Source organism: Pseudomonas sp. B21-031, from assembly GCF_024748985.1.
Lineage (GTDB): Bacteria > Pseudomonadota > Gammaproteobacteria > Pseudomonadales > Pseudomonadaceae > Aquipseudomonas > Aquipseudomonas kermanshahensis.
In genome coordinates, this window is record NZ_CP087181.1 from 2,341,449 (window position 1) to 2,363,193 (window position 21,745).

Sequence of the window (21,745 nt, forward strand, 5' to 3'; positions counted from 1 at the left end):
CCCGCCAAGGAGCTGCCCATGGCCACACCCAGCAAAGCATTCGCCATCGCCCATGACCCACTGGTGGACGCCGACAAGGCCCACTACATGCACGGCTACCATGTGTTCGACGAGCACCGCGAGCAAGGTGCGCTGAACATCGTCGCAGGTGAGGGCGCCTACATTCGCGATACCCACGGCAACCGTTTTCTCGATGCGGTCGGCGGCATGTGGTGCACCAACATCGGCCTGGGCCGTGAAGAGATGGCCCTGGCCATCGCCGACCAGGTGCGTAAGCTGGCCTACTCCAACCCGTTCTCCGACATGGCCAATGACGTTGCCATCGCGCTGTGCCAGAAGCTCGCGCAACTGGCGCCAGGTGACCTCGACCACGTGTTTCTCACCACCGGTGGCTCTACCGCCGTCGATACCGCCTACCGGCTGATTCAGTACTACCAGAACTGCCGGGGCAAGCCGGACAAGAAGCACGTGATCGCGCGCTACAACGCCTATCACGGCTCCACCACCCTGACCATGGCGATCGGCAACAAGGCTGCCGACCGCGTGCCAGAGTTCGACTACGCCCATGACTTGATCCACCATGTCTCCAACCCCAATCCATACCGCGCCCCGGACGACATGGACGAGGCCGAGTTCCTCGACTTCCTCGTGGCCGAGTTCGAGGACAAGATCCTCTCCCTGGGCGCCGACAACGTGGCGGCGTTCTTCGCCGAACCGATCATGGGCTCGGGCGGGGTGATCATCCCGCCCAAGGGCTACTTCGAGCGCATGTGGCAGGTGTGCCAGACCTACGACATCCTGTTCGTCGCCGACGAGGTGGTGACCTCGTTCGGGCGCCTGGGCACCTTCTTCGCCAGTGAGGAGCTGTTCGGCGTTACGCCAGACATCATCACCACCGCCAAGGGCCTGACCTCGGCCTACCTGCCGCTGGGCGCGTGCATCTTCTCCGAGCGGATCTGGCAGGTGATCGCCGAGCCGGGCAAGGGCCGCTGCTTCACCCATGGGTTCACCTACAGCGGGCACCCGGTGTGCTGCACGGCGGCATTGAAGAACATCGAAATCATCGAACGCGAGCAGCTGCTGACGCACGTCAAGGACGTCGGCAGCTACCTGGAACAACGGCTGCAAACCTTGCGCGACCTGCCTTTGGTGGGGGATGTGCGTTGCCTGAAACTGATGGCCTGTGTCGAGTTCGTTGCCGACAAAGCCAGCAAGGCGCTGTTCCCTGACGCGGTCAACATCGGTGAGCGCATCCACAGCAAAGCCCAGGCCAAGGGGCTGCTGGTACGGCCGATCATGCACCTGAACGTGATGTCGCCGCCGTTGATCATCACGCATGCGCAAGTCGACGAGATCGTCGAAACCCTGCGCCAGTGCATCATCGAAACGGCGCGCGAACTGACCGCGCAAGGGCTGTACCAAGGGCGATGAGCCTGGCGCAAAGGGCTGTGCGTGGGCGTGCCTGGCAGGCTAGACTGCCGGGCATGACCCAGGCCACTTCCGACACTCCGCTCACCCTCTCGCTGGGGGCGCTGCAGCACTGGCATGCAGCGCTGCAGCGTGCGCTCGCCCACAGTGAATCAGCCGATGCCCTGAGCTACGTCGCGGCTGCGATTAGCCAACTGGTGCAGGTCGAGTCGATGATGATCAGCCTCGAATGCCAGGGGCGCGCACCGCGCCTGCTGTACAAGCAGGGCATCCCCGAGGTGCATCGTGATGCGGTGCTTGAGCGTTACTTCAGCGCGGGCTACCTGCTCGACCCCTTTTGCCTGGCCGTGCAGAGTGGCCTGGCCGAAGGGTTCTATCACTTGCAGGAAATCGCCCCGGACAACTTCTTCGACAGCGACTACTACAAGGCCTACTACCTGGGCACCGGCTGCAGTGAAGACAGTTACTACATCGTCGACCTCAGCGAGGGCCGCAAGCTCTCGTTCAGCTTGTTTCAGGGGTGCAGTGGCACGCGTTTGAGCAGCGGGCAGATCGACCTGTTGCGGGCGGTCGAGCCAATGGTGCGCGAGCTGCTGGTGCGTTATGCCCGCTACAACCTTGAACCTGCCACGGCCTCGGCTGAACGGGGCAGCGTACAGGCAGCGTTCGAGAGTTTTGGCTGCCAGGTGCTTACGGATCGTGAGCGTGAAGTGGCGCACATGATTTTGCGCGGGCACTCGGTGAAGTCCACGGCGGTGGAGTTGGGGATCTCGCCGGAGACCGTGCGCATGCACCGCAAGAATTTGTACCTGAAGCTTGAGATCAATTCACAGTCGGAGCTGTTTGCGCGGTTTATCGACTGGTTGCGCCAGGGTGCCGACGAGCACACCCTGGCGTTGTAGGCGCGGCCCTGCGACGTCAGGCCTCGATCAGGGCAGTGATGGCCCGGCCGACTTCCTGGGTGGACTTTTGCCCGCCCATGTCGCGGGTGGTATCGCCTGCGGCGATGACCTGCTCGATGGCCTTGAGGATGTCGTCGTGAGCGGCGCGGTAGCGCGGGTTGGCACCGTCATTGCCGAGGAATTCGAGCATCAGCGCACCGGACCAGATCATCGCGATCGGGTTGGCGATGTTCTTGCCGAAGATGTCCGGCGCCGAGCCGTGTACCGGTTCGAACAGGGACGGGAACTTGCGTTCGGGGTTGAGGTTGGCCGAAGGGGCGATGCCGATGGTGCCTGCGCAGGCTGGGCCGAGGTCGGAAAGGATGTCGCCGAACAGGTTAGAGGCCACGACCACGTCGAAGCGGTCCGGTTGCAGCACGAAGCGGGCGCAGAGGATATCAATGTGCTGCTTGTCCCAGCTGATTTCCGGATAATTGGCAGCCATGGCTGCGGTGCGTTCGTCCCAGTACGGCATGCTCACGGCCATGCCGTTGGACTTGGTGGCCGAGGTGACGTGCTTGCGCGCGCGGGTTTGTGCTACGTCGAAGGCGTATTTGAGGATGCGGTCGACCCCACGGCGAGTGAACACTGATTCTTGCAGCACAATCTCGTTTTCGGTGCCTTCGAACATGCGCCCGCCCAGGGACGAGTACTCGCCTTCGGTGTTCTCGCGGACCACCACGAAGTCGATGTCGCCGGGTGCGCGGCCGGCCAGCGGGCAGGGCACGCCCGGGAACAGGCGCACCGGGCGAATGTTCACGTACTGGTCGAAGTCGCGGCGGAATTTGAGCAGCGAGCCCCACAGCGAGATGTGGTCCGGGACCTTGTCGGGCCAGCCGACTGCGCCGAAGTACAAGGCGTCGAAGCCTTTAAGCTGCTCGAACCAGTCGTCCGGCATCATCTTGCCGTGGGCCAGGTAGTAATCGCAGCTGGCCCACTCGAAGAACTCGAAGCTGATGGCCAGGCCGTGCTTGCGAGCGGCAGCCTCGACCACGCGAATGCCTTCGGGGAGCACTTCGGTGCCGATGCCGTCACCGGGGATGGCTGCGATTCTGAATGTCTTGGTCATGGGGCGCACTCGTTGGCTAGGGAACAGGTGCGAGCCATGCTATAAGGTATTCAATCGGAGATAATCCAGCCTTTCATGGATTCTTGGAACACGAAATGTGAATAATCTGCCCAACCTCGACGACCTTAATATCTTTCTGCAGGTGGCCAAGCGCGCCAGCTTTGCCGCCGTGGCCGACGAGTTGGGCATGTCGGCGGCGTACATCAGCAAACGCATTCGCGTGCTCGAGCAAAACCTGGAGGTGCGTTTGCTGCACCGCACCACGCGGCGGGTGACGATCAGCGAAGAGGGTGAGCGGGTGTACCAGTGGGCGCTGCAGATTTTCGATGCGGTGCAGCGCATGGGCGATGACATCAGTGCCCAGCACCGCGAACCGGCAGGGCAACTGCGCATCGCCAGCAGCTTGGGCCTGGGGCGCAGGTTCGTGGCCCCAGCCTTGTCGGAACTGGCCGAGCGCTACCCGCGTCTGGATATTCGGCTGGATGTGCATGATCGCCTGGTGGACATGATCGAGGAGGGGGTCGACCTGGACATCCGCGTGGGCGATACCATTGCGCCCAACCTGATCGCCAAGTTGCTGGCCAAGAACCGTCGGGTGCTCTGTGCTTCACCTGCGTACCTGGCGCGGCAAGGCACACCTAAAGTGCTGGCCGACCTGGGCAGCCATGACTGCCTGGTAATCAAGGAGCGCGACCACCCGTTTGGTATCTGGCAGCTCAAAGGCCCTCAGGGTCAAGAAAGCGTGCGGGTGACGGGGGGATTGTCCAGCAACCATGGCGAGGTGGCCCACCAGTGGTGCCTGGATGGGCGAGGAATATTGTTGCGCTCCTGGTGGGATGTGCACGACAGCCTGCTGGATGGGCGCCTGGTGCAGGTGTTGAGTGACTATCACCAGCCGGCGGATATCTGGGCCGTGTATACCTCGCCGCTGGCAAGTTCGGCCAAGGTGCGGGTGGCGGTGGATTTCTTCCGGCAGTATTTTGCCGAGCGGTATAGGTTGCCGGGGTAGCCGGGCTCTAGTGTTGTGGCGCCTATGAGATCGAGCGCCGCCCGCGCGGCGCTTCGCAGCACAAGGCTGCTCCTACATTTTTTCGGGCCAATTTTTCCTGAGGCGGTCGCGCGCGCTGGTACAGGCGTTGCGAAACAACTGTAGGAGCAGCCTTGTGCTGCGAATCGCCGCGCGTGCGGCGCCCGATCTCATAAACGCCCCAGAAACCAAGTCAGGCAACCAATGCCTACCTCACCGGTATCCGGCTAACCGCCTTGATTTCCCGCAGGGCCAAGCTCGACTGGATCGACGCTATGCCAGGTTGCCGCCGCAGCACGTCTTCGACGAAACGGCCATAGCTTTCCAGGTCGGTCGCCAGCACCGTCAGCACATAATCAGCCTCCCCCGTAACCTTGTGGCAGGACAATACCTGGGGCAATTTCAGAATCACCTGCTCGAAGTCGTCAGGTGCTTCGGCCGAATGGTTGCCGAAGCGCACCTGGGCGAAGGCCATGACGTCATAACCCAGTTTCTTGCGGTCCAGGTTGGCTTGGTAGTCCTTGATCAGGCCCAACTCCTCCAGGCGTTTGCGCCTGCGCCAGCAGGGGGTCACGGTCATCGACAGGCGCTCGCCCAGGGCGGCGCTGGACAAGGTGCCGTCCTCCTGCAGCAGGCGCAGCAGTTCGCGGTCTACTTCGTCCAGTTCTTCGTAAGCAAAGGCTTTGCTCATTATGGGGATACCGGGTGAGTGTTTCGCTCAAGCATCCGGTTTGGCTGAGCATAAAGCAAAGCATTTTCAGCGGTCTGTCGCGAAAATTGGTTATCCGATACCACCTTGAAAAAGGACATTCGCGTGCTGACAGTCTTTAGCAACAAACACCGCTTGCACCATGGCTCCGAGCTCAAGGACGGGGCCATCACGCCGTCATTCGAGAACCCTCAGCGTGCCGATACCGTGCTGGCGCGTGTGCAGTCCACAGGCCTGGGCGATGTCATCGCCGAGCAATCGTTCGACCGTGCCTGCTATGTCGCGGCGCACAGCGAGCGCTATGTAAGCTTTCTGGAAAATGCCTGGGCAGAATGGACCGCCACCGGCAAGACCCATGATGCGCTGCCGCTGGTATGGCCGGTGCGCGACCTGGCCATCGACCGGGAGCCGGGCTTCATCGATGGCAAACTGGGCTTCTACGCCATGGACGCCGGCGCGCCGATTACCGGCGGCACCTGGGAAGCCGTGCGCAGCAGTGCCAACGTGGCACTGACCGGCATGCAGCGTGTAATCGATGGCGCGCCCAGTGCCTTCGCCCTGTGCCGCCCCCCTGGGCACCATGCGGCCCGCGAGTACATGGGCGGCTATTGCTACCTCAACAATGCCGCCATTGCCGCCGAACGCTGCCTGAGCCAGGGTGCACGGCGCGTTGCCGTGCTGGACGTGGATTTCCACCACGGCAACGGCACGCAGAACATTTTCTATGACCGCCCCGATGTGTTTTTCGCCTCGATCCACGGTGATCCGCATGTCTCCTACCCGTACTTCTCCGGCTATGCCCACGAACAGGGCGCGGGGGCCGGGGAGGGCTTCAATGCCAACTATCCGCTGGGCAAAGGCACCCTCTGGGCGCAGTACCGGCTGGCGTTGCAGGACGCGCTCAAGCGCGTTGTCGCGCACCAGCCGGACTTTCTTGTCGTGTCGCTTGGCGTCGATACCTTCGAGGACGACCCGATCAGCCACTTCAAGCTCACCAGCGAAGACTTTCTGCGCCTGGGCGCCGAGATCGCACGCGTAGGCATCCCGACGCTGTTCGTGATGGAGGGCGGCTACATGGTCGATGAAATCGGCATCAATGCCGTCAACACGCTGCAAGGGTTCGAAGGCGCGGTTCGATAGCACACCGTGGCAAGGCCCTGCGCGGGCCTTGTTCGAAAGCCCTGATACCCACAATAAAAAGAGGTCGCTCATGCAAGACATGTCCGCAAGCCTTGATCAAAGCAAACCTACAGACTCAGCCCAAGATGGGCACCTCAAACGCACGCTGGAAAATCGCCATATCCAGCTGATCTCCATTGGTGGCGCCATCGGCACCGGCTTGTTCATGGGCTCGGGCAAGGTCATCGCGCTGTCCGGTACCTCTATTCTGCTGGTCTACGCGATCCTCGGTTTTTTCGTGTTCTTCGTCATGCGTGCCATGGGCGAACTGCTGCTTTCTGACCTGCGTTTCAAATCGTTCGCCGACATCGTCGCCCACTACCTGGGCCCGCGCGCCGGCTTCGTGCTGAGCTGGTCCTACTGGCTGAGCTGGAGCGTGGCGGTGGTCGGCGACGTGGTGGTCGTGGCGGGGTTCTTCCAGTACTGGTATGCGGATGTGCCTGCCTGGATACCGGCGTTCTTCACACTGTTCGTGCTGCTTGGGCTGAACATGCTGGCGGTGCGGATCTTCGGCGAAGTGGAGTTCTGGTTCGGGATCATCAAGATCGTGGCCATCGTCACGCTGATCATCACCGCAGCGGTGATGATCGCCACCGCCTATGTGTCACCCAATGGCGTGGTGGCCTCGCTGTCCAACGTGGTGGCGCCCGGCGCGGTGCTGCCCCATGGCATCAGTGGGTTTTTCGCAGGCTTCCAGATTGCCGTGTTTTCCTTCGCTGGCACCGAGCTGATCGGTACCACCGCCGCCGAGGCAAAGAACCCGCACCGTTCGCTGCCCAAGGCCATCAACACCATTCCTTTGCGCATCCTGCTGTTCTACATCCTGGCGCTGGTGTGCATCATTAGCGTGGTCTCGTGGGCAGAAGTGCCGGCCAACCGCAGCCCCTTCGTCGAGCTGTTCCTGTTGGCCGGCTTTCCCGCCGCTGCTGGCATGCTCAACTTCGTGGTGCTGACGTCGGCGGCATCCTCTGCCAACAGCGGCGTCTATTCCGGCTGTCGAATGCTGTTCGGCCTGGCTGAGCGTCGCAATGCACCCGCCATCTTTGCCAGGCTTTCGGCCCTCAGCGTGCCGGTGCACAGTTTGCTGTTTTCGGCGATGTGCATGCTGGCCGGGTTGGCCCTGTTGTTCATCATCCCCGAGGTGATGACGGTGTTCACGCTGATTTCGACCATCTCGGCGATCCTGGTGATCTTCACCTGGTCGATGATCCTTGCCGCGTACATCGCCTACCGCAAGCACAACCCGGCCGCGCACCAGGCGTCGAAGTTCAAACTGCCGGGTGGCGTGCCGATGGCCGTCACCTCGCTGGGCTTCCTCGGCTTCGTGCTGGTGCTTCTGGCCCTTGAGCCGGATACGCGGATGGCCCTGTGCGTGATGCCGTTGTGGTTTGTCTTTCTGCTTGTGGCTTATCGTCGGCGCAAGGCCTAACGCCCCTTGGCCAGGTAGGCGGCATATTCATCATCCGGCACCATGCTGCCACCGGTGCCCCACACCAAGTGGGTCGCGTTGGCCATGCGCTGCGCCGTCAGCCCCATGCGCGCCAGGTACTGCGTTGCTTGAAGTACCTGCACCATGCCAGGCATGCCGGCCAGCGCCGAGGGCTCGAGGCGTACCTGCTCCAAGTCATGGGCCAGCACCAGCAATTGGTACAGCCGCTCGTCCGTGACCGTGTAGTAGCCGTCGAGCAGGCGCTGCATGGCCTTGCCGACAAAGCCGGAAGGGCGGCCTACCGCCAGGCCATCGGCTGCGGTGACGTTGTCGATGCCGAAGTCCTGCACGCTGGTTTCGTCATGCAGCCCGGTGTACACGCCAAGGAACATGCAGGGCGAATGGGTGGGTTCGGCGAAGACGCAGTGCACGTGATCACCAAACAGCAACTTCAAGCCGAACGCCACCCCGCCAGGACCGCCACCCACGCCGCAGGGCAGGTAGACGAACAGCGGGTGCTCGGCATCGACCTTGATGCCGGCCGCCTTGAACTGGCCCTGCAAGCGTTCGGCAGCCACGGCATAACCGAGGAACAGGTGAGGCGAGTTTTCATCATCGACGAAGTAGCAAGTAGGGTCCGCTGCTGATTGCTGGCGGCCTTGTTCCACCGCAACGCTGTAGTCGGAGGGGTACTCGATCACGCTTACGCCGTTGGCGCGCAGTTTGTCCTTTTTCCACTGCCGCGCATCCGACGACATGTGCACCGTGGCCTGGAAACCCAGCCGTGCGCTCATGATACCGATCGACAGCCCGAGGTTGCCGGTCGAGCCGACCGCAACCTTGTACTGGCTGAAAAATTGCCGGGCGTCATCGCTGGCCAATACCCGGTAATCGCTGTCCAGGGTGATCAGCCCGGCCGCCAGCGCCAGGTCTTCGGCATGCTTGAGTACTTCGTGGATGCCGCCGCGGGCCTTGATTGAGCCGGAAATCGGCAGCTCGCTGTCGGCCTTGAGCCAGAGCACACCGCCTTGGGCAAGGCCGGCCTCTTGCAGCAAGGTGCGCTGCAGGGCAAGCAGCGGGCGAATCGGCGATTCGATGATGCCGCCAGACACGGCGGTGTCGGGGAACACCTCGGCCAGGTACGGGGCAAACCGCTGCAGCCGGGCACTGGCTGCGCTGACGTCGGCGGCAGTGAGGCCGACGTCGCCCAGGGCTTGCGCGGTGGGCACGATGCCTGGGTTGAACCAGCAGGTTTCGCGCAGCGCGACCAGGTCCTCGACCCGCGGGTGGGAGGCGTACCAAGCGTTTAGCGATTTGCCGTGAATCATTGCGTTGTTCCTGTGCTGGTGGGGATTGCCAGGGGGCTGCTGGCTCTTGTAGAAGTGGCCTTGCCGGGGCGCCGGACCGGTTGGAAAGGGCTGCAAAGCAGGCTGTTCCTCAAGCTTGGCCGGTTCATGTACATCACGGTGGTGTGGGTGCTCCCACAGGTCGTTCTCGAAGTGGCAGCGCTGCCCATCACGTCGCCTGTTGAGCTATCAACGCCAGGCACCGCTGCACGATCGGGCTCACATCGCCCTTGCGACGGCTGAGGATGATCGGGCTGACGGCGCTGGTGTCCAGCAAGCTGACATACTCGATATCGGTGCGGTGCTGCTGTTGCACCGACGCCGGCACCAGGGTCACGCCGAGCCCGACGGCCACCAGGCCGATGGCCGTTTGCAGTTCGTTGGCCCACTGGCTGATTTTCAGGGTCATGCCGTGGTGGGCGAACAGGGCCAGCACATGGTCGGCATAGCTGGGCCTGGGGTTGGCCGGGTACAGAATGAACGGCTCCTTGGCCAGTTGTGCGAGGGTCAGTGGGGTGCCTGCCAACGGGTGGCCCTTGGGCAATACCGCGACCAAGGGGTCTTCGCACAGCACCTGCTGGAGGATGGCCGAGTCATCGATACGAATACGGCCGAAGGCGATGTCGATGCGGCCGCTCTTGAGTGCCTCGACCTGCTGCAGCGTGGTCATCTCGCTCAACCCCAGCTCCAGTTCGCTGTCCTGGCGCAGCTCGCGGATCAGCGCTGGCAGCACGGTGTACAACGTCGAGGGAGCAAAACCGATGCCCAGCCACTGGCGTTGCCCGTGGCCGATGCGGCGGGTGTTGTCGCTGATGTTTTCCAGTTGCTGGAGCAGGGTGCAGGTCTGTTCATAGAAGAACCGCCCGGCTTCGGTCAGGCGCAGCGGGCGCTCACGCAGCACCAGCAGCGTGCCGAGCTGCTCCTCGAGCTGGCTGATCTGCCGGCTCAGCGGCGGCTGGGCGATATGCAGCAGCTCGGCGGCACGGGTGAAATTCAGCGTTTCGGCCAGCACCTTGAAGTAGCGAAGGTGGCGCAGTTCCATCAGACCTCCAGGGTATGGTGGGAGATTCATTTGATATTGGACGGGTATCAGGGTCTCGCGCAATGCTTGATCAATCAAGTAAGTGCAACTATCGGGTCTGCCATCTGCGGTCCGATCTGACGGGACCTGGCAACAATGACAAACACCCTGATTGAACGCATAGATGCAATTATCGTCGACCTGCCGACCATTCGCCCGCACAAGCTGGCCATGCACACCATGCAACAGCAAACCCTGGTGGTATTGCGCGTGCGTTGCAGCGACGGCGTCGAAGGTATCGGCGAGGCGACCACCATTGGTAGCCTGGCCTACGGCTATGAAAGCCCCGAGGGCATCAAGGCCAATATCGACGCACACCTGGCGCCGGCGCTGATCGGCCTGCCAGCAGATAACATCAACGCCGCCATGCTCAAGCTGGACAAGCTGGCCAAGGGCAACACCTTTGCCAAGTCGGGGCTCGAAAGCGCCTTGCTCGATGCCCAGGGCAAGCGCCTGGGCCTGCCGGTCAGCGAGCTGCTGGGCGGCCGAGTACGCGACAGCTTGGAAGTGGCCTGGACCCTCGCTAGCGGCGATACCGCCCGTGATATCGCCGAAGCACAGCACATGCTGGAAATCCGTCGCCACCGTGTGTTCAAGCTGAAGATCGGCGCCAACCCGGTGGAGCAGGACCTCAAGCACGTGGTGGCGATCAAGCGCGAGCTGGGTGACAGCGCCAGCGTGCGGGTCGACGTCAACCAGTACTGGGACGAGTCCCAGGCCCTGCGCGCCTGCCAGGTGCTCGGCGACAACGGTATCGACCTCATCGAACAGCCCATTTCGCGGATTAACCGTGGCGGCCAGGTGCGCCTCAATCAGCGCAGCCCAGCGCCGATCATGGCCGACGAATCGATCGAAAGCGTCGAGGACGCCTTCAGCCTGGCCGCCGACGGTGCCGCCAGCATCTTTGCCCTGAAAATCGCCAAGAACGGTGGCCCACGTGCAGTGCTGCGCACGGCGCAGATCGCCGAAGCAGCCGGTATCGCCCTGTACGGCGGAACCATGCTCGAAGGCTCGATCGGCACCCTGGCTTCGGCCCACGCGTTCCTCACCTTGCGCCAGCTGACCTGGGGCACCGAGCTGTTCGGGCCGCTGCTGCTGACCGAAGAGATCGTCAACGAGCCGCCGCAGTACCACGACTTCCAGCTGCACATTCCACGCACGCCAGGCCTTGGCCTGACCCTGGACGAGCAGCGCCTGGCGCGCTTTGCCCGCCGCTGAACTGTACATTCAACGCCTTAAGGAGAACCCGCATGCTGTTCCACGTGAAGATGACCGTGAAACTGCCGGTCGACATGGACCCGGCCAAGGCCGCCAAGCTCAAGGCCGATGAAAAGGAACTGGCCCAGCGCCTGCAACACGAAGGTACCTGGCGCCACTTGTGGCGCATTGCCGGGCACTACGCCAACTACAGCGTGTTCGATGTGGCAAGCGTTGAGGCCCTGCACGACACCCTGATGCAACTGCCGCTGTTCCCATACATGGAGATCGAGGTAGACGGCTTGTGCCGCCACCCGTCGTCGATCCACAGTGACGATCGCTGATTCGTCCCTGACTACCTGACAAGAACAAGATGAGGTAAGCAAAATGACCGTGAAAATTTCCCACACTGCCGAGATCCAGTCGTTTTTCGAAGAAGTCGCAGGCCTTGGGCACGCCGAGGGTAACCCGCGTTTCAAGCAGATCATCCTGCGCGTGCTGCAGGACACTGCCCGCCTGATCGAAGACCTGGAAGTGAGCGAGGACGAGTTTTGGCATGCCGTCGACTACCTCAACCGCCTGGGCGGCCGTAACGAGGCGGGCCTGCTGGCAGCGGGCCTGGGGATCGAGCACTTCATCGACCTGCTGCAAGACGCCAAGGATGCCGAAGCGGGCCTGACCGGCGGTACCCCGCGCACCATTGAAGGCCCGCTATACGTTGCAGGCGCGCCGCTTAGCCAAGGTGAAGCACGCATGGACGATGGCACCGACCCCGGCGTAGTGATGTTCCTTCAAGGCCAGGTATTCGGCGCCGACGGCAAGCCGCTGGCAGGCGCTACCGTCGACCTCTGGCACGCCAACACCCAGGGTACCTATTCGTACTTCGACTCGACCCAGTCCGAGTACAACCTGCGCCGACGCATCATCACTGACGCAGAGGGCCGCTACCGCGCCCGCTCCATCGTGCCGTCCGGTTATGGTTGCGACCCGCAGGGGCCAACTCAGGAGTGCCTGGACTTGCTTGGCCGCCACGGCCAGCGCCCGGCGCACGTGCACTTCTTCATCTCCGCGCCGGGGCATCGCCACCTGACCACGCAGATCAACTTCGCCGGTGACCAATACCTGTGGGATGACTTTGCCTATGCCACCCGTGATGGGCTGATCGGTGACCTGCGCTTTGTCGAGGATGCGGCGGCGGCGCATGATCGGGGCGTGCAAGGGGAGCGTTTCGCCGAGTTGGCCTTCGACTTCACATTGCAGGCTGCGCAGGCGCCTGAGGCCGAAACCCGCAGCCATCGCCCGCGTGCGTTGCAAGACGGCTAAAGCTCAACCCTTGTAGGAGCAGCCTTGCGCTGCGAAGAGGCCGGTGACAGCAGCGCAGATCTACTGTGTTTTCACCGGCCTCTTCGCAGCGCAAGGCTGCTCCTACACACGCCAGCCTCCACAGGATTCACCGTTTATGCCTGGGCCTTTCCGTGCGGGGAGGGTCTGGGCTTTTTTGTGTTCCACATGTGGTGTGGGAAAAGAAAGTGTTGTCTTGAGTTTGGAAGTGGCGCTCGGCTGACGCTCAACCCTTGTAGGAGCAGCCTTGTGCTGCGAAGAGGCCGGTGAAAACACAGTAAATCTGCGCTGCTGTCACCGGCCTCTTCGCAGCGCAAGGCTGCTCCTACACACGCCAGCCTCCACAGGATTCAACATTTTATGCCTGGGCCTTTCCGTGCGGGGAGGGTCTGGGCTTTTTTGCGTTTACACGGAATATTGGGGGAGTGGGCTGCTATGTACTTGTCGGCAGACAGGGTGAAGGCGGCCAGGTGCTTACCTTGGGCTTGGAGGTGGGGCGGATATCGAGCGCCGCCCGCGCGGCGCTCGATCTGATAGGCGCTGAAAATGCCAAGCCTGGCACCCAGTGCCTCCGACTACAATCGGGTCATGCTGGCCAACGCTTCAGGCCGCGACGGGGTGCTCACGCTGCATGCTGTGTCGGAAGCACTTGCAGCCTTTGGCCAGCAACACGATGGCCAGCAACGACGCGACGAAGCTGACGATCGACATCGAAGAACCGACCGCAGCCGGTACACCGAAGTAGCGGTCGGTGATCAGCGCCACCAGCGTGGTGCCCAAGCCCAGGCCCAGTAGGTTACTGATCAACAGGAACACCGCCGATACCTGCGCACGCACCTGGTTCGGCGAGAGGATCTGCATGGCCGCAGTTGACGCCGGCATGGGGAACGAGGCGAAGAACATGGCCGGTACCAGCAGGGTCACCGACAGCCACAGCTGATCCACCTGCGAATACAGCACGGCCGGCACGATCATGCCCAACGCGCCGATGACCCCGGTGCGCATGGCCGCATCGCTGCGGCCGCGCTTGGCCAGGTGGTCGGTCAGCCAACCGCCGAACACCACGCCTGTGGTGTTGGCCAGCAGCAGGATGGTGCCGAGCATGAAGCCGGCTTGCTCGGGGCTCATGCCGAACTTGCGGATGTACAGCGCCGGTGTCCAGCTCATCATGCAGAACAGCGCCATGGCGTAGAACGAGAAGCCCAGGTAGTGGCAGCTGAACGTGGCCCGGTGACGGCCGATGAAGCGCAGGCCGTCGGTGAGTTTCACCTTGCGCACGTTACCGTCGGCGTCCAGCTGCGCGCCTTTGCGCTCGGGGTTGCGCACGGTCAGCCAGATCAGCAGGCCCACGATCACCCCAGGCAGGCCGACGATGAAGAACGCCAGTTGCCAGGCCTTCATGGCGCCAAGGAAGGCTACCTCGATGGTCTGCGCGTCCTTGAGCAGGGTGATCACGTAGCCGCCGACCAGAAAGGCAATGCCGCCACCGACGAACGAGCCGATGGAGTAGATGCCCACTGCGCGGCCGAGCTTTTCCTTGGGAAACAGGTCGCTGAACATCGAGTAGGCCGAAGGCGACAGGGCCGCTTCGCCGACCCCCACGCCGATACGGGCAAGGAACATCTGCGTGAAGTTCTTGCTCAGGCCGCAGGCGGCGGTGGCGAAGCTCCAGAAAATCACCCCGACCGCGATGATGCGTGGCCGCGAAAAGCGGTCGGCCAGGTAGGCGATGGGCATGCCCATGAAGGCGTAGAACAGCGAAAACGCCAGACCATGCAGCAGGCTGAACTGTGTGTCGCTCAGCTGCAGGTCGGCTTTTATCGGCTCGATCATCAGGGCCAGAATCTGCCGGTCAACGAACGAGAAGATGTAGGCCACCATGCACAGGATGACCACATACCATTCGTACAGGTAACGTTTTTGGGTGTGCTTGAGGTGTTGCGCTTCGGTCAGGGTATTCATGCTTGCAAGTTCCTGAGGGGACAGCCCTGATTGGGACAGCCTGATGGCCCCTGCGCAGCCCAAGGCCGCTCCTGCGAAGGGGCTGAACACGCGGTCAGTTATTGTCTGCAGAGGCTTGTGGCTTGATGGAAATCACCGCCAGGGTGGTGATCGCGCCCATCACCACGAGCATCACCGACACTGGCCAGGCATCCTTGTAAATGCTGAACAGTGCCGTCGCCGCCAGTGGCGCCAGGCCGCCGGAGAAGATCGAGGCAATCTCGTGCCCCATGGCCAGCCCCGAATAGCGCACCTTGGCCGGGAACAGCTCACCCATCAGCGCCGGCTGGGTGCCGATCATCGCGCCGTGACAGAAGGCCATGCCCAGCAACGCTGCCAGGTACACCCACACCGGTGAGTGGGTATCGAGCATCCAGAAGAACGGGAACGCCAGCACCATCAAACCGACCGAGCCGATGGCATACACCACCCGCCGGCCAATGATGTCCGACAGCCAACCCCAGAACACGATGGTGCCGGCTTCGACGATCATCGCCACCATCACGCTGGCCAGCACCATTTGCGTATCCAGGCCGGTGAACTTGGCGTAGGCGATGGTGAAGGCGAGGAACAGGTAGGCGCTGCCGTTTTCGGCGATGCGGATCCCCATGGCCTGCAGCACGGCCTTGGGGTGGTTGCGCAGCACTTCCATGGCCGGCATGTGCTCGGGCTTGTCCTGCTGGGCCTGTTCCTCGACGAAGGCTTTGCTCTCTGGCAGGCGACGGCGGATGTACACCCCGACGCCAAAGATCAGGATGCTGGCCAAAAACGGCACCCGCCAGCCCCAGCTCATCATGTCTTCGACGGGCAGCATCTGCACCAGGTAGAACGCGGCGGCAGACAGTACGAACCCGCCGGAAACACCCAGCTGGCTCCAGGCCGCATAGAAGCCGACGCGGTCCTTGGGTGCGTTCTCGCTCAGCAGTAGCACGCCACCGCCCCATTCGCCGCCCGAGGCAACGCCTTGCAGCACGCGCAGGATCACCAGGCAAGCGGGGGCCAGGTAGCCGACCTGTTCGAAGGTTGGCAGCAGGCCCATGGCGAAGGTTGCCGCGCCCATGATCGCTAGGGTCATCACCAAGGCCTTCTTGCGCCCGGCCTTGTCGCCGATATGGCCAAAGATCAGGCCACCCAGCGGGCGCGCCAGAAAGCCCACGGCGAAGCCGGCAAACGAGGCCATGGTGCCAAGCACCGGGTCGGTGCCGGCGGGGAAGAACAGCGGGGCGAAAATCAGTGCTGCGGCCGTGCCGTAGAGGAAGAAGTCATACCATTCCAGGGCATTGCCCAGGACTGAGGCGATGACAATACGGCGCATGGTGCGCGGGTCGGTATCGCGGGTGATGCTGGTGTTCAGGTTACTCATGAGCCATCTCCATGCGGGCCGGTCACCAGAACTTCCAGGTGTAGGAAGTGATCAGGCGATACTCGTTGTAGTCGTTGCCGTACTGCTGTTGGGTACGCATGTTCTTCAGGTCGAAGGCCAGGTCTTTGAGCGGGCCGCTCTGTATCACGTAGCTGAGCATGATGTCGCGCTCGCTTTCCTGGTCCCTTGCAAGGCCCGGGCCGCGGTCGATGTCGGTGCCTTTGATGTAGCGGGTGAACAGCTTCAGCCCGGGCAGGCCCATGGCGGCGAAGTTGTAGCCATAACGCACCGACCAGCTGCGTTCATCCGGGCGAATGAACGGCAGGCCCGCCCAGTTCGGCAGCCACAGCTGCGGCACGTAGCCGTTCAATGTGGGGAACACGGTATCGCCGGTCATGCGCTGGTAGCTCAGGCCCAACATGTGCCCGCTTTTTTCCAGGGTGACCAGGCCGAAGTAGGCGCGGTTGTCCACGGCGCCGCTGCGTGCGGCGCCGTCTTCACGGTTGTTGAAGTACCCCACGTCGGTTTTCAACTGGTAGCCGTCGGCGAACTTCAGGGCGTGCTTGATGCCACCGTAGTCCTGCTTGTAGATGTCGTTGAGCACACCATGGAAGTAACTGGCTTGCAGGTCTGGGGTCAGGGCGTAGGTGGCGCCAGCGAAGTCCAGGCCATCACTGTCCAGGTCGTCGCGGGTGCCGTAGCGGTAGAGGCGTTCATGGTTGGACGACTCGCGGGTGACGATGGACCAGAAGCGCCCGCCAACGAGGGTCAGGTTGTCGATGTCGCGTGATTCGATCACCGCGCCCTGGTAAATCGTGTCGAGCTGCCGGCTGGGGTCGTTGGAGGCGACGGGGTAAAAAGGTTTCTGATCGCCGATCAGTACCTTGGTGTTGGCGTACTTGAGCTTCAGGGTGGCACCGCCGCGGCTGTAGTCGTCGGCGGCCTGCTGGCGGTGCTTGCTGAAGGGCAGCGAGCCATCGTTGCCGGTGGAGTCCAGGCGCACGGCATACTGGCCGTTGAGGTCGAGACCGACTGCCACGGGGGTATCGGTGTAACCGGACTCGAACTGCAGGTCGAAGCCCTGCGACCAGTTGCCGACCTTGGACACCGGCGCGCTGGGGTTGGTGAAGTTACGGTTCAGGTAGAGGTTTCTGAAATTGAGCGAGAGGTGGCTGTCATCCACCACATCGGCCAAGCACGTCAGGGGTAATACGGCGCCCACACACAAGCAAAACGGTTTCGCACGCAACGGCCATTTGAGTTCCATGGGGTAATCCTGGAAGTGTGATCAGTACAAGTCCTGGGCAGTCGAGCAACTGGGCAGAAGGGCTGCAGGTCTTGCGCCCGCTTGTCTGTCACGTATTGTTTTTGTTTTTGTTTCTCAGATATCCAGCACCAGGCGCTTGCCGCGCGCCCGGGAACAGCACAGTACGATCTGCTCGTTGGTGTGTTTCTCCTCTTCGGTCAGGTAGTGGTCACGGTGGTCGGGTTCGCCTTCGAGCACGTCGCACAGGCAGGTGCCGCACACACCTTGCTCGCAGGACACCTCGACCTTGATCCCGATACTGCGCAGGGCGGCGGTCAGGGGCTGGCCTTCCTGCACCTGCACGGTCTTGCCGCTGCGTGCGGCGACCACTTCGAAACTGCCGCCCGAGGTGTCGACCTCGGCCTGGAAGTATTCGTGGTGGATGTGTGGGTCGTCGTAGCCTTGCTGGCGCGCCCCCGCGATCACCCAATCCATGAAGCCCGCTGGGCCGCAGGTGTACAGGTGCACGCCAGGCATGGCGGGGCCCAGCACCTGGGCCAGGTCCAGGTGCTGCTCAGGGCCTTCATCGCTGAAGTGAGTGAACACGCTGGCGGCGAACGGTGCGCCGAGCAGTTCGTCGACGAACGCGCAGCGGCTGCGTGAGCGGCCGCGGTAATGCAGCTCGAACGGCTTACCTTGGGCATGCAGGGCATGGGCCATGGCGATCATCGGGGTGATGCCGATGCCACCGCCCAGCAAGATTGAGCGCGTGGCGTCGCTGGCCAGTGGGAACAGGTTGCGCGGCGCGCTGATGCGCATTGGCGTGCCGGGCTGCAGCTGCTCGTGCACCGCCACCGAGCCGCCACGGGACTGGCTGTCCTTGAGCACGCCCAGGCGGTAGACATTGGCGTGCGCGGGGTCGCCGCACAGCGAGTACTGCCGCACCAGGTCGGGCGCCAGGTGCAGGTCGACGTGGGCGCCTGCCGCAAAGCGCGGCAGGGCCTGGCCGTCGACCGCGGCCAGCTCCAGTACGACCACGTCGCCGCCTTGCACTTCGCGGGCTTGCACGATCACATCGAGCAGTTGTTCGCTCATGGTCGTGGCCCTAGAGGATGTAGCCGATACCGGCGAGGGTATCGTCACTGTTGATCAGGCTGATCACCTTGCGGTGGATCTTGAAGCTGCCTTGCGCCCGCACCAGGGTGTAGGTCAGGTCGGCGCTGTAATGCTTGAGGCTTTCCTTGCGGAACTCGCGCACGTTCTGTGCGCAACGCACGGTGACGTTGACGCCGTCGTCGCCCAGCACCCGGAAGCGCGAAATCGTGCGCACGGTGCGCGGCTGCGGGCTGGTGGAAATCGACTCGCCGCCGATCAACCGCTGCACGCGCAGGCCACGCATGTGGTGGTCGTCGTAGGCGTAGTTGAGGGTGTTTTCGTAGTCACTCTCGCGCGGGTCGATGGGGATGATGTACGTGCCTTTTTCGGTCCATTGGCCAAGCCAGGTGTCGTACTCGCCGTGGTCGAGCATGTCGCCTTCCTGCCAGATGAAGGCGGTGACTTCTTGCAGCAATTGCAGGTTCATAGGGTTCTCCACGCTCACGCCGACATCATCTTTTTCCACTGCTGGTACGCCGCACGCATACCGGTTTCGGCACTCACGTCGGACACCAGCCCGTCTGCGCTGGGCTTCTCGCCCGGCAGGCCGCGGTTGAGCATGATCCACAGGTCTTCACCGGCACGGGCGCCTTTCTGTACCCGCTCCCAGGCCTCGGAATCGTCCGGGGTACCGAAGCCCATCGGGCCCTGGAAGTGCTCGTGCAGGCGCAGGCGGTAGCGGTTGGCTGCGGCTGGGCCGCCGTCCATGGTGATCACCGAGTGGTGGATTTCGGTCTCGGTCACCGAGATCGGCTGCAGCACGCGGAAAAACGCCATCGAGCAGGCGACGTTGGGGAACAGGTTGAGGTTGAAGCCCGAGCCACCGACGGCGCGGACGATGCGGTGCACTTGCTGCTCGTCGATGCCTTCGTCGCGCAGTTCGGCGGCGAGGGACTCGAAGCGCTCGGGGATCGGCTTGTCGAGGTCGGCTTCCAGGTCGACCAGCTCGGGGATCATCACCATCACGCTGTGACCGTTGCCGAGGTCTTCGACGTAGCCGGGGCCTTTGACGAAGTCGAACAGCTCCAGGGTCTGCTCGTCGACCGAGGACAGGAAGCTTTTGTGCACCAACGGGAAATGGTAGGCGTCGGTGGTGTTTTCCAGCTGGATCTTCCAGTTGCCGGGGAAGCGGAAGCGGTGCTCGCCGGGGACCTTGATGCCGTAGCCGGCGCCTTGCTTCATGAACAGGTCCATCCACTTCTTCGCGGCGCCGAGGAAGTCTTCGAGCGGTTCGATGTCGTCCTTGAAGGTGGCGAAGACCATGCCGGCGTAGCTCTCGACGCGCAGGCTGACCAGTGGCAGCTCGGCCTTGTCCAGGCAGTCGCCGTAGCTTTCCGGGTGGGGAATGCCGCGCAGCGAGCCGTCGAGGGCGTAGCCCCAGCCGTGGTAGGGGCAGACGAAGCTGTTGGTCTTGCCCTTCTTGTGCTCGCAGACCGTGGCGCCCCGGTGGCGGCAGCGGTTGAGCAGCACGTTGATGGCCTTTTTGCGGTCACGCACGACGATCACCGGCTGCTTGCCGATGAAGGTGGTCTTGTAGCTGCCGGGCTCGGGGACTTCGCTCTCGTGGGCGACCCAGATCCAGGTGCTGTGGAAGATCTTCTGCAGTTCGGCGTCGAACAGAGTGGGGTCGGTGTAGAGGGAGGTGTGGACACGGTCGGGCTGGACCAGCTTGGCCGGGTCGACCGTCAGGTTGACGGCGGGGATCAGGTTGCTCACGGGGGTCACCTATGGGGCGTTTTCTTATGGGAGCAACGCTAAAGGGCAGGGGGGTGGGGCTCAATGACAGGGAGGATCAATGTTGTTGCGTTTTTTGCAATGGGGGGTGGCATTGCGTATGGCGTTGTTTTTTTGTGGGGGCGGACATCGAGCGCCGCCCGCGCGGCGCTTCGCAGCACAAGGCTGCTCCTACAGGTGAGACGGGCGCAAAGGGACCGCGCGCCCATGTCACAGGAATAATTGGCCCGAAACAGATGTAGGAGCAGCCTTGTGCTGCGAAGCGCCGCGCGGGCGGCGCGCGATCTCATAGGCGCTGCATCTCCCAAGACAAGCACCAAGATCACAACGCCATCCGCACCGCCTTGGCCATCTCCGTCGCCAATTCTCGGCTCATGCCATCCAAGGTTCGCCCACGGCGCGTGACAATCTGGATATCGGTCGCGTTCATCGCCTCGCAATCGATGGCCAGGGCCTTGAAGGTGCCGTTCTTGAGCTCGTCGATGATCGGCAGTTCGGCCAGCAAGGTGGCGCCCAGCCCCGACCGAACGAAGTCCAGAATCACCGCCAGTGAGTTGGAGGTGAGGGTGGGCACGATCGCGAACGGCTGGTCCTTGCAGGCGGCATCCGCCAGCTCCCGCACGCGGAAGTTGGCGCCGGGCAGCACCAGTGATTCGCGGGCCACTTCGGCCAGGCTGACCGTGGAGCGCTCGGCCATCCGGCTGTCACGGTGAACAATCATCCGCAAGGGCTGCGCCAGGCTGAACAGGCGCGTCAGGCGCGCCGAAGCGTTAGGCGCAAAGACCACGCCGAGGTGCGCCTCGTCGTTCATCACCATGCGCTGCACCTCCAATGACGGGGCGCTGATGATCTCGGCCTTATGCGCATTGTGCGCGTGCAAAAAGCCCTGCAACGAATTGATCGCCCGCGCACCCAGCAGGCCTTCGCCGATGGCGATCACCGTCGAGGCTTGCTGGCGGCTTCGCAATTCGTCCAGCCGGTCGACCAGCAGCGCGTGTTGGCGAAGGCGTTCGATGTAGTAGTCCACGGCAGCCTCGCCCGCAGCAGTCAGGCTGATGCGGTGGGTGCCGGGGCGCACCAGCTCGATGCCCAGTTCTTCTTCCAGCCGGGCGATCTGCCGGCTGACCGATGAGGTGGCGACGCCGAGGGCTTCGGCAGCGGCGCGCATGGAGCCCTTGTCATGGCTCAGGTGCAGGTAGCGCAGGCGGTGGTCCTGCAGATCGATATGGCGGGTGGGCATGACCTCGACCTCGGGGGTAATCACGGCAGGCATTGGCGTGTCCCCAATCATCCTGATGGGGCGTTGGCTTGTTTTTTTTGTGTGCTCGGCGTGGGTGGCCGGCATTGTCGCGCTCCATGCCAGGCCATCGTACACGCGTTTTTTTCTGTCCGAAATCATGTGAAAAAGGCGCTAAAAATTTTTCGTGATATCGGCGTTGGTCGTTAGTTTTTATAGGCGTGTTGAAACCGGTTTATGAGGTCGGATAAATCCATTTAAA

The 21,745-nt window shown here is 62.7% G+C and carries 19 protein-coding genes; 8 read left to right on the forward strand and 11 right to left on the reverse strand.

Features of this window, described 5'->3' with window-relative positions; translation table 11 throughout:
• The first annotated feature begins 18 nt into the window (after positions 1–18).
• Together LOY53_RS10430 and LOY53_RS10435 are read left to right on the forward strand one after the other, a co-directional pair.
• On the forward strand, positions 19–1,431 hold the full coding sequence (locus tag LOY53_RS10430) for an aminotransferase (protein ID WP_252823645.1): 1,413 nt from the start codon (positions 19–21) through the stop codon (positions 1,429–1,431).
• Positions 1,428–2,330 carry a helix-turn-helix transcriptional regulator gene (locus tag LOY53_RS10435; RefSeq protein WP_252823647.1) on the forward strand — a complete coding sequence of 301 codons (903 nt, stop codon included), beginning with the start codon at positions 1,428–1,430 and terminating at the stop codon, positions 2,328–2,330. Before LOY53_RS10430 ends, LOY53_RS10435 begins: the two co-directional genes overlap by 4 nt.
• Positions 2,331–2,346: 16 nt before the next feature.
• Here LOY53_RS10435 and LOY53_RS10440 read toward each other — a convergent pair whose 3' ends face one another.
• Positions 2,347–3,438, reverse strand: a complete 1,092-nt coding sequence (locus LOY53_RS10440) for a tartrate dehydrogenase (RefSeq protein ID WP_099453733.1) — start codon at positions 3,436–3,438, stop codon at positions 2,347–2,349.
• 97 nt (positions 3,439–3,535) lie between these two features.
• On the opposite strand from LOY53_RS10440, the gene LOY53_RS10445 reads away from it, so the two are divergent.
• Positions 3,536–4,447: a LysR substrate-binding domain-containing protein gene (locus LOY53_RS10445; RefSeq protein ID WP_258703977.1), complete on the forward strand. Its 912-nt coding sequence runs from the start codon at positions 3,536–3,538 to the stop codon at positions 4,445–4,447.
• A 226-nt stretch (positions 4,448–4,673) separates the two neighbouring features.
• Here the strand turns inward: LOY53_RS10445 and LOY53_RS10450 are convergent, their stop codons facing one another.
• Positions 4,674–5,156, reverse strand: coding sequence for an Lrp/AsnC family transcriptional regulator (locus LOY53_RS10450; RefSeq protein ID WP_027593659.1), 483 nt, complete (start codon positions 5,154–5,156; stop codon positions 4,674–4,676).
• A 123-nt stretch (positions 5,157–5,279) separates the two neighbouring features.
• On the opposite strand from LOY53_RS10450, the gene LOY53_RS10455 reads away from it, so the two are divergent.
• Together LOY53_RS10455 and LOY53_RS10460 are read left to right on the forward strand one after the other, a co-directional pair.
• Complete coding sequence (locus LOY53_RS10455) at positions 5,280–6,314, forward strand: histone deacetylase family protein (protein ID WP_027593658.1); 1,035 nt, start codon at positions 5,280–5,282, stop codon at positions 6,312–6,314.
• A gap of 70 nt (positions 6,315–6,384) precedes the next feature.
• A complete protein-coding gene (locus tag LOY53_RS10460; RefSeq protein ID WP_252823650.1) occupies positions 6,385–7,782 on the forward strand; it encodes an amino acid permease in 1,398 nt (465 codons plus the stop codon).
• Here the strand turns inward: LOY53_RS10460 and LOY53_RS10465 are convergent.
• Together LOY53_RS10465 and LOY53_RS10470 are read right to left on the reverse strand one after the other, a co-directional pair.
• Positions 7,779–9,110, reverse strand: coding sequence for a D-serine ammonia-lyase (locus LOY53_RS10465; RefSeq protein ID WP_252823652.1), 1,332 nt, complete (start codon positions 9,108–9,110; stop codon positions 7,779–7,781). The genes LOY53_RS10460 and LOY53_RS10465 overlap by 4 nt on opposite strands.
• Before the next feature lie 187 nt (positions 9,111–9,297).
• Positions 9,298–10,170 carry a LysR family transcriptional regulator gene (locus tag LOY53_RS10470; protein WP_252823654.1) on the reverse strand — a complete coding sequence of 291 codons (873 nt, stop codon included), beginning with the start codon at positions 10,168–10,170 and terminating at the stop codon, positions 9,298–9,300.
• Between the two features lie 135 nt (positions 10,171–10,305).
• Between LOY53_RS10470 and LOY53_RS10475 the strand changes: the two genes are divergently transcribed.
• Genes LOY53_RS10475 through catA form a run of 3 tightly spaced genes read left to right on the forward strand, consistent with a single transcriptional unit; the run spans position 10,306 to position 12,729 of the window.
• Entirely contained in the window at positions 10,306–11,427 is a 1,122-nt protein-coding gene (locus LOY53_RS10475; protein ID WP_252823656.1) for a muconate cycloisomerase family protein, read from the forward strand.
• A gap of 32 nt (positions 11,428–11,459) precedes the next feature.
• A complete protein-coding gene (gene catC / locus LOY53_RS10480) occupies positions 11,460–11,750 on the forward strand; it encodes a muconolactone Delta-isomerase (RefSeq protein ID WP_099453740.1) in 291 nt (96 codons plus the stop codon).
• 43 nt (positions 11,751–11,793) lie between these two features.
• Positions 11,794–12,729, forward strand: coding sequence for a catechol 1,2-dioxygenase (gene catA / locus LOY53_RS10485; RefSeq protein WP_099453741.1), 936 nt, complete (start codon positions 11,794–11,796; stop codon positions 12,727–12,729).
• Positions 12,730–13,350: 621 nt separating this feature from the next.
• On the opposite strand, the gene LOY53_RS10490 is transcribed toward catA, so the two are convergent.
• The 7 genes from LOY53_RS10490 to LOY53_RS10520 all read right to left on the reverse strand — a co-directional run bounded on the left by LOY53_RS10490 (position 13,351) and on the right by LOY53_RS10520 (position 21,519).
• Positions 13,351–14,709, reverse strand: coding sequence for an MFS transporter (locus LOY53_RS10490; protein ID WP_099453742.1), 1,359 nt, complete (start codon positions 14,707–14,709; stop codon positions 13,351–13,353).
• 94 nt (positions 14,710–14,803) lie between these two features.
• Positions 14,804–16,111: an MFS transporter gene (locus tag LOY53_RS10495; protein WP_258703978.1), complete on the reverse strand. Its 1,308-nt coding sequence runs from the start codon at positions 16,109–16,111 to the stop codon at positions 14,804–14,806.
• 22 nt (positions 16,112–16,133) lie between these two features.
• Positions 16,134–17,378, reverse strand: a complete 1,245-nt coding sequence (locus tag LOY53_RS10500) for an OprD family porin (RefSeq protein ID WP_258703979.1) — start codon at positions 17,376–17,378, stop codon at positions 16,134–16,136.
• A 114-nt stretch (positions 17,379–17,492) separates the two neighbouring features.
• Positions 17,493–18,452 (reverse strand): PDR/VanB family oxidoreductase, encoded by a 960-nt coding sequence (locus LOY53_RS10505; RefSeq protein WP_258703980.1) that lies wholly within the window; start codon positions 18,450–18,452, stop codon positions 17,493–17,495.
• Between the two features lie 10 nt (positions 18,453–18,462).
• Positions 18,463–18,939, reverse strand: a complete 477-nt coding sequence (locus LOY53_RS10510) for an aromatic-ring-hydroxylating dioxygenase subunit beta (protein ID WP_027593647.1) — start codon at positions 18,937–18,939, stop codon at positions 18,463–18,465.
• 14 nt (positions 18,940–18,953) lie between these two features.
• Entirely contained in the window at positions 18,954–20,228 is a 1,275-nt protein-coding gene (locus tag LOY53_RS10515) for an aromatic ring-hydroxylating dioxygenase subunit alpha (RefSeq protein ID WP_258703981.1), read from the reverse strand.
• 340 nt (positions 20,229–20,568) lie between these two features.
• Positions 20,569–21,519, reverse strand: a complete 951-nt coding sequence (locus tag LOY53_RS10520) for a LysR family transcriptional regulator (RefSeq protein ID WP_252823664.1) — start codon at positions 21,517–21,519, stop codon at positions 20,569–20,571.
• Positions 21,520–21,745 lie beyond the last annotated feature (226 nt).

Coding starts and splice junctions, on each gene's coding strand:
- LOY53_RS10475 (WP_252823656.1), top strand. CDS start 10,306: ATGACAAACACCCTGATTGAACGCATAGATGCAATTATCGTCGACCTG.
- LOY53_RS10490 (WP_099453742.1), bottom strand. CDS start 14,709: ATGAATACCCTGACCGAAGCGCAACACCTCAAGCACACCCAAAAACGT.
- LOY53_RS10495 (WP_258703978.1), bottom strand. CDS start 16,111: ATGAGTAACCTGAACACCAGCATCACCCGCGATACCGACCCGCGCACC.
- catC (WP_099453740.1), top strand. CDS start 11,460: ATGCTGTTCCACGTGAAGATGACCGTGAAACTGCCGGTCGACATGGAC.
- LOY53_RS10465 (WP_252823652.1), bottom strand. CDS start 9,110: ATGATTCACGGCAAATCGCTAAACGCTTGGTACGCCTCCCACCCGCGG.
- LOY53_RS10450 (WP_027593659.1), bottom strand. CDS start 5,156: ATGAGCAAAGCCTTTGCTTACGAAGAACTGGACGAAGTAGACCGCGAA.
- LOY53_RS10500 (WP_258703979.1), bottom strand. CDS start 17,378: ATGGAACTCAAATGGCCGTTGCGTGCGAAACCGTTTTGCTTGTGTGTG.
- LOY53_RS10510 (WP_027593647.1), bottom strand. CDS start 18,939: ATGAACCTGCAATTGCTGCAAGAAGTCACCGCCTTCATCTGGCAGGAA.
- LOY53_RS10430 (WP_252823645.1), top strand. CDS start 19: ATGGCCACACCCAGCAAAGCATTCGCCATCGCCCATGACCCACTGGTG.
- LOY53_RS10505 (WP_258703980.1), bottom strand. CDS start 18,452: ATGAGCGAACAACTGCTCGATGTGATCGTGCAAGCCCGCGAAGTGCAA.
- LOY53_RS10440 (WP_099453733.1), bottom strand. CDS start 3,438: ATGACCAAGACATTCAGAATCGCAGCCATCCCCGGTGACGGCATCGGC.
- LOY53_RS10520 (WP_252823664.1), bottom strand. CDS start 21,519: ATGCCTGCCGTGATTACCCCCGAGGTCGAGGTCATGCCCACCCGCCAT.
- LOY53_RS10470 (WP_252823654.1), bottom strand. CDS start 10,170: ATGGAACTGCGCCACCTTCGCTACTTCAAGGTGCTGGCCGAAACGCTG.
- catA (WP_099453741.1), top strand. CDS start 11,794: ATGACCGTGAAAATTTCCCACACTGCCGAGATCCAGTCGTTTTTCGAA.
- LOY53_RS10435 (WP_252823647.1), top strand. CDS start 1,428: ATGAGCCTGGCGCAAAGGGCTGTGCGTGGGCGTGCCTGGCAGGCTAGA.
- LOY53_RS10460 (WP_252823650.1), top strand. CDS start 6,385: ATGCAAGACATGTCCGCAAGCCTTGATCAAAGCAAACCTACAGACTCA.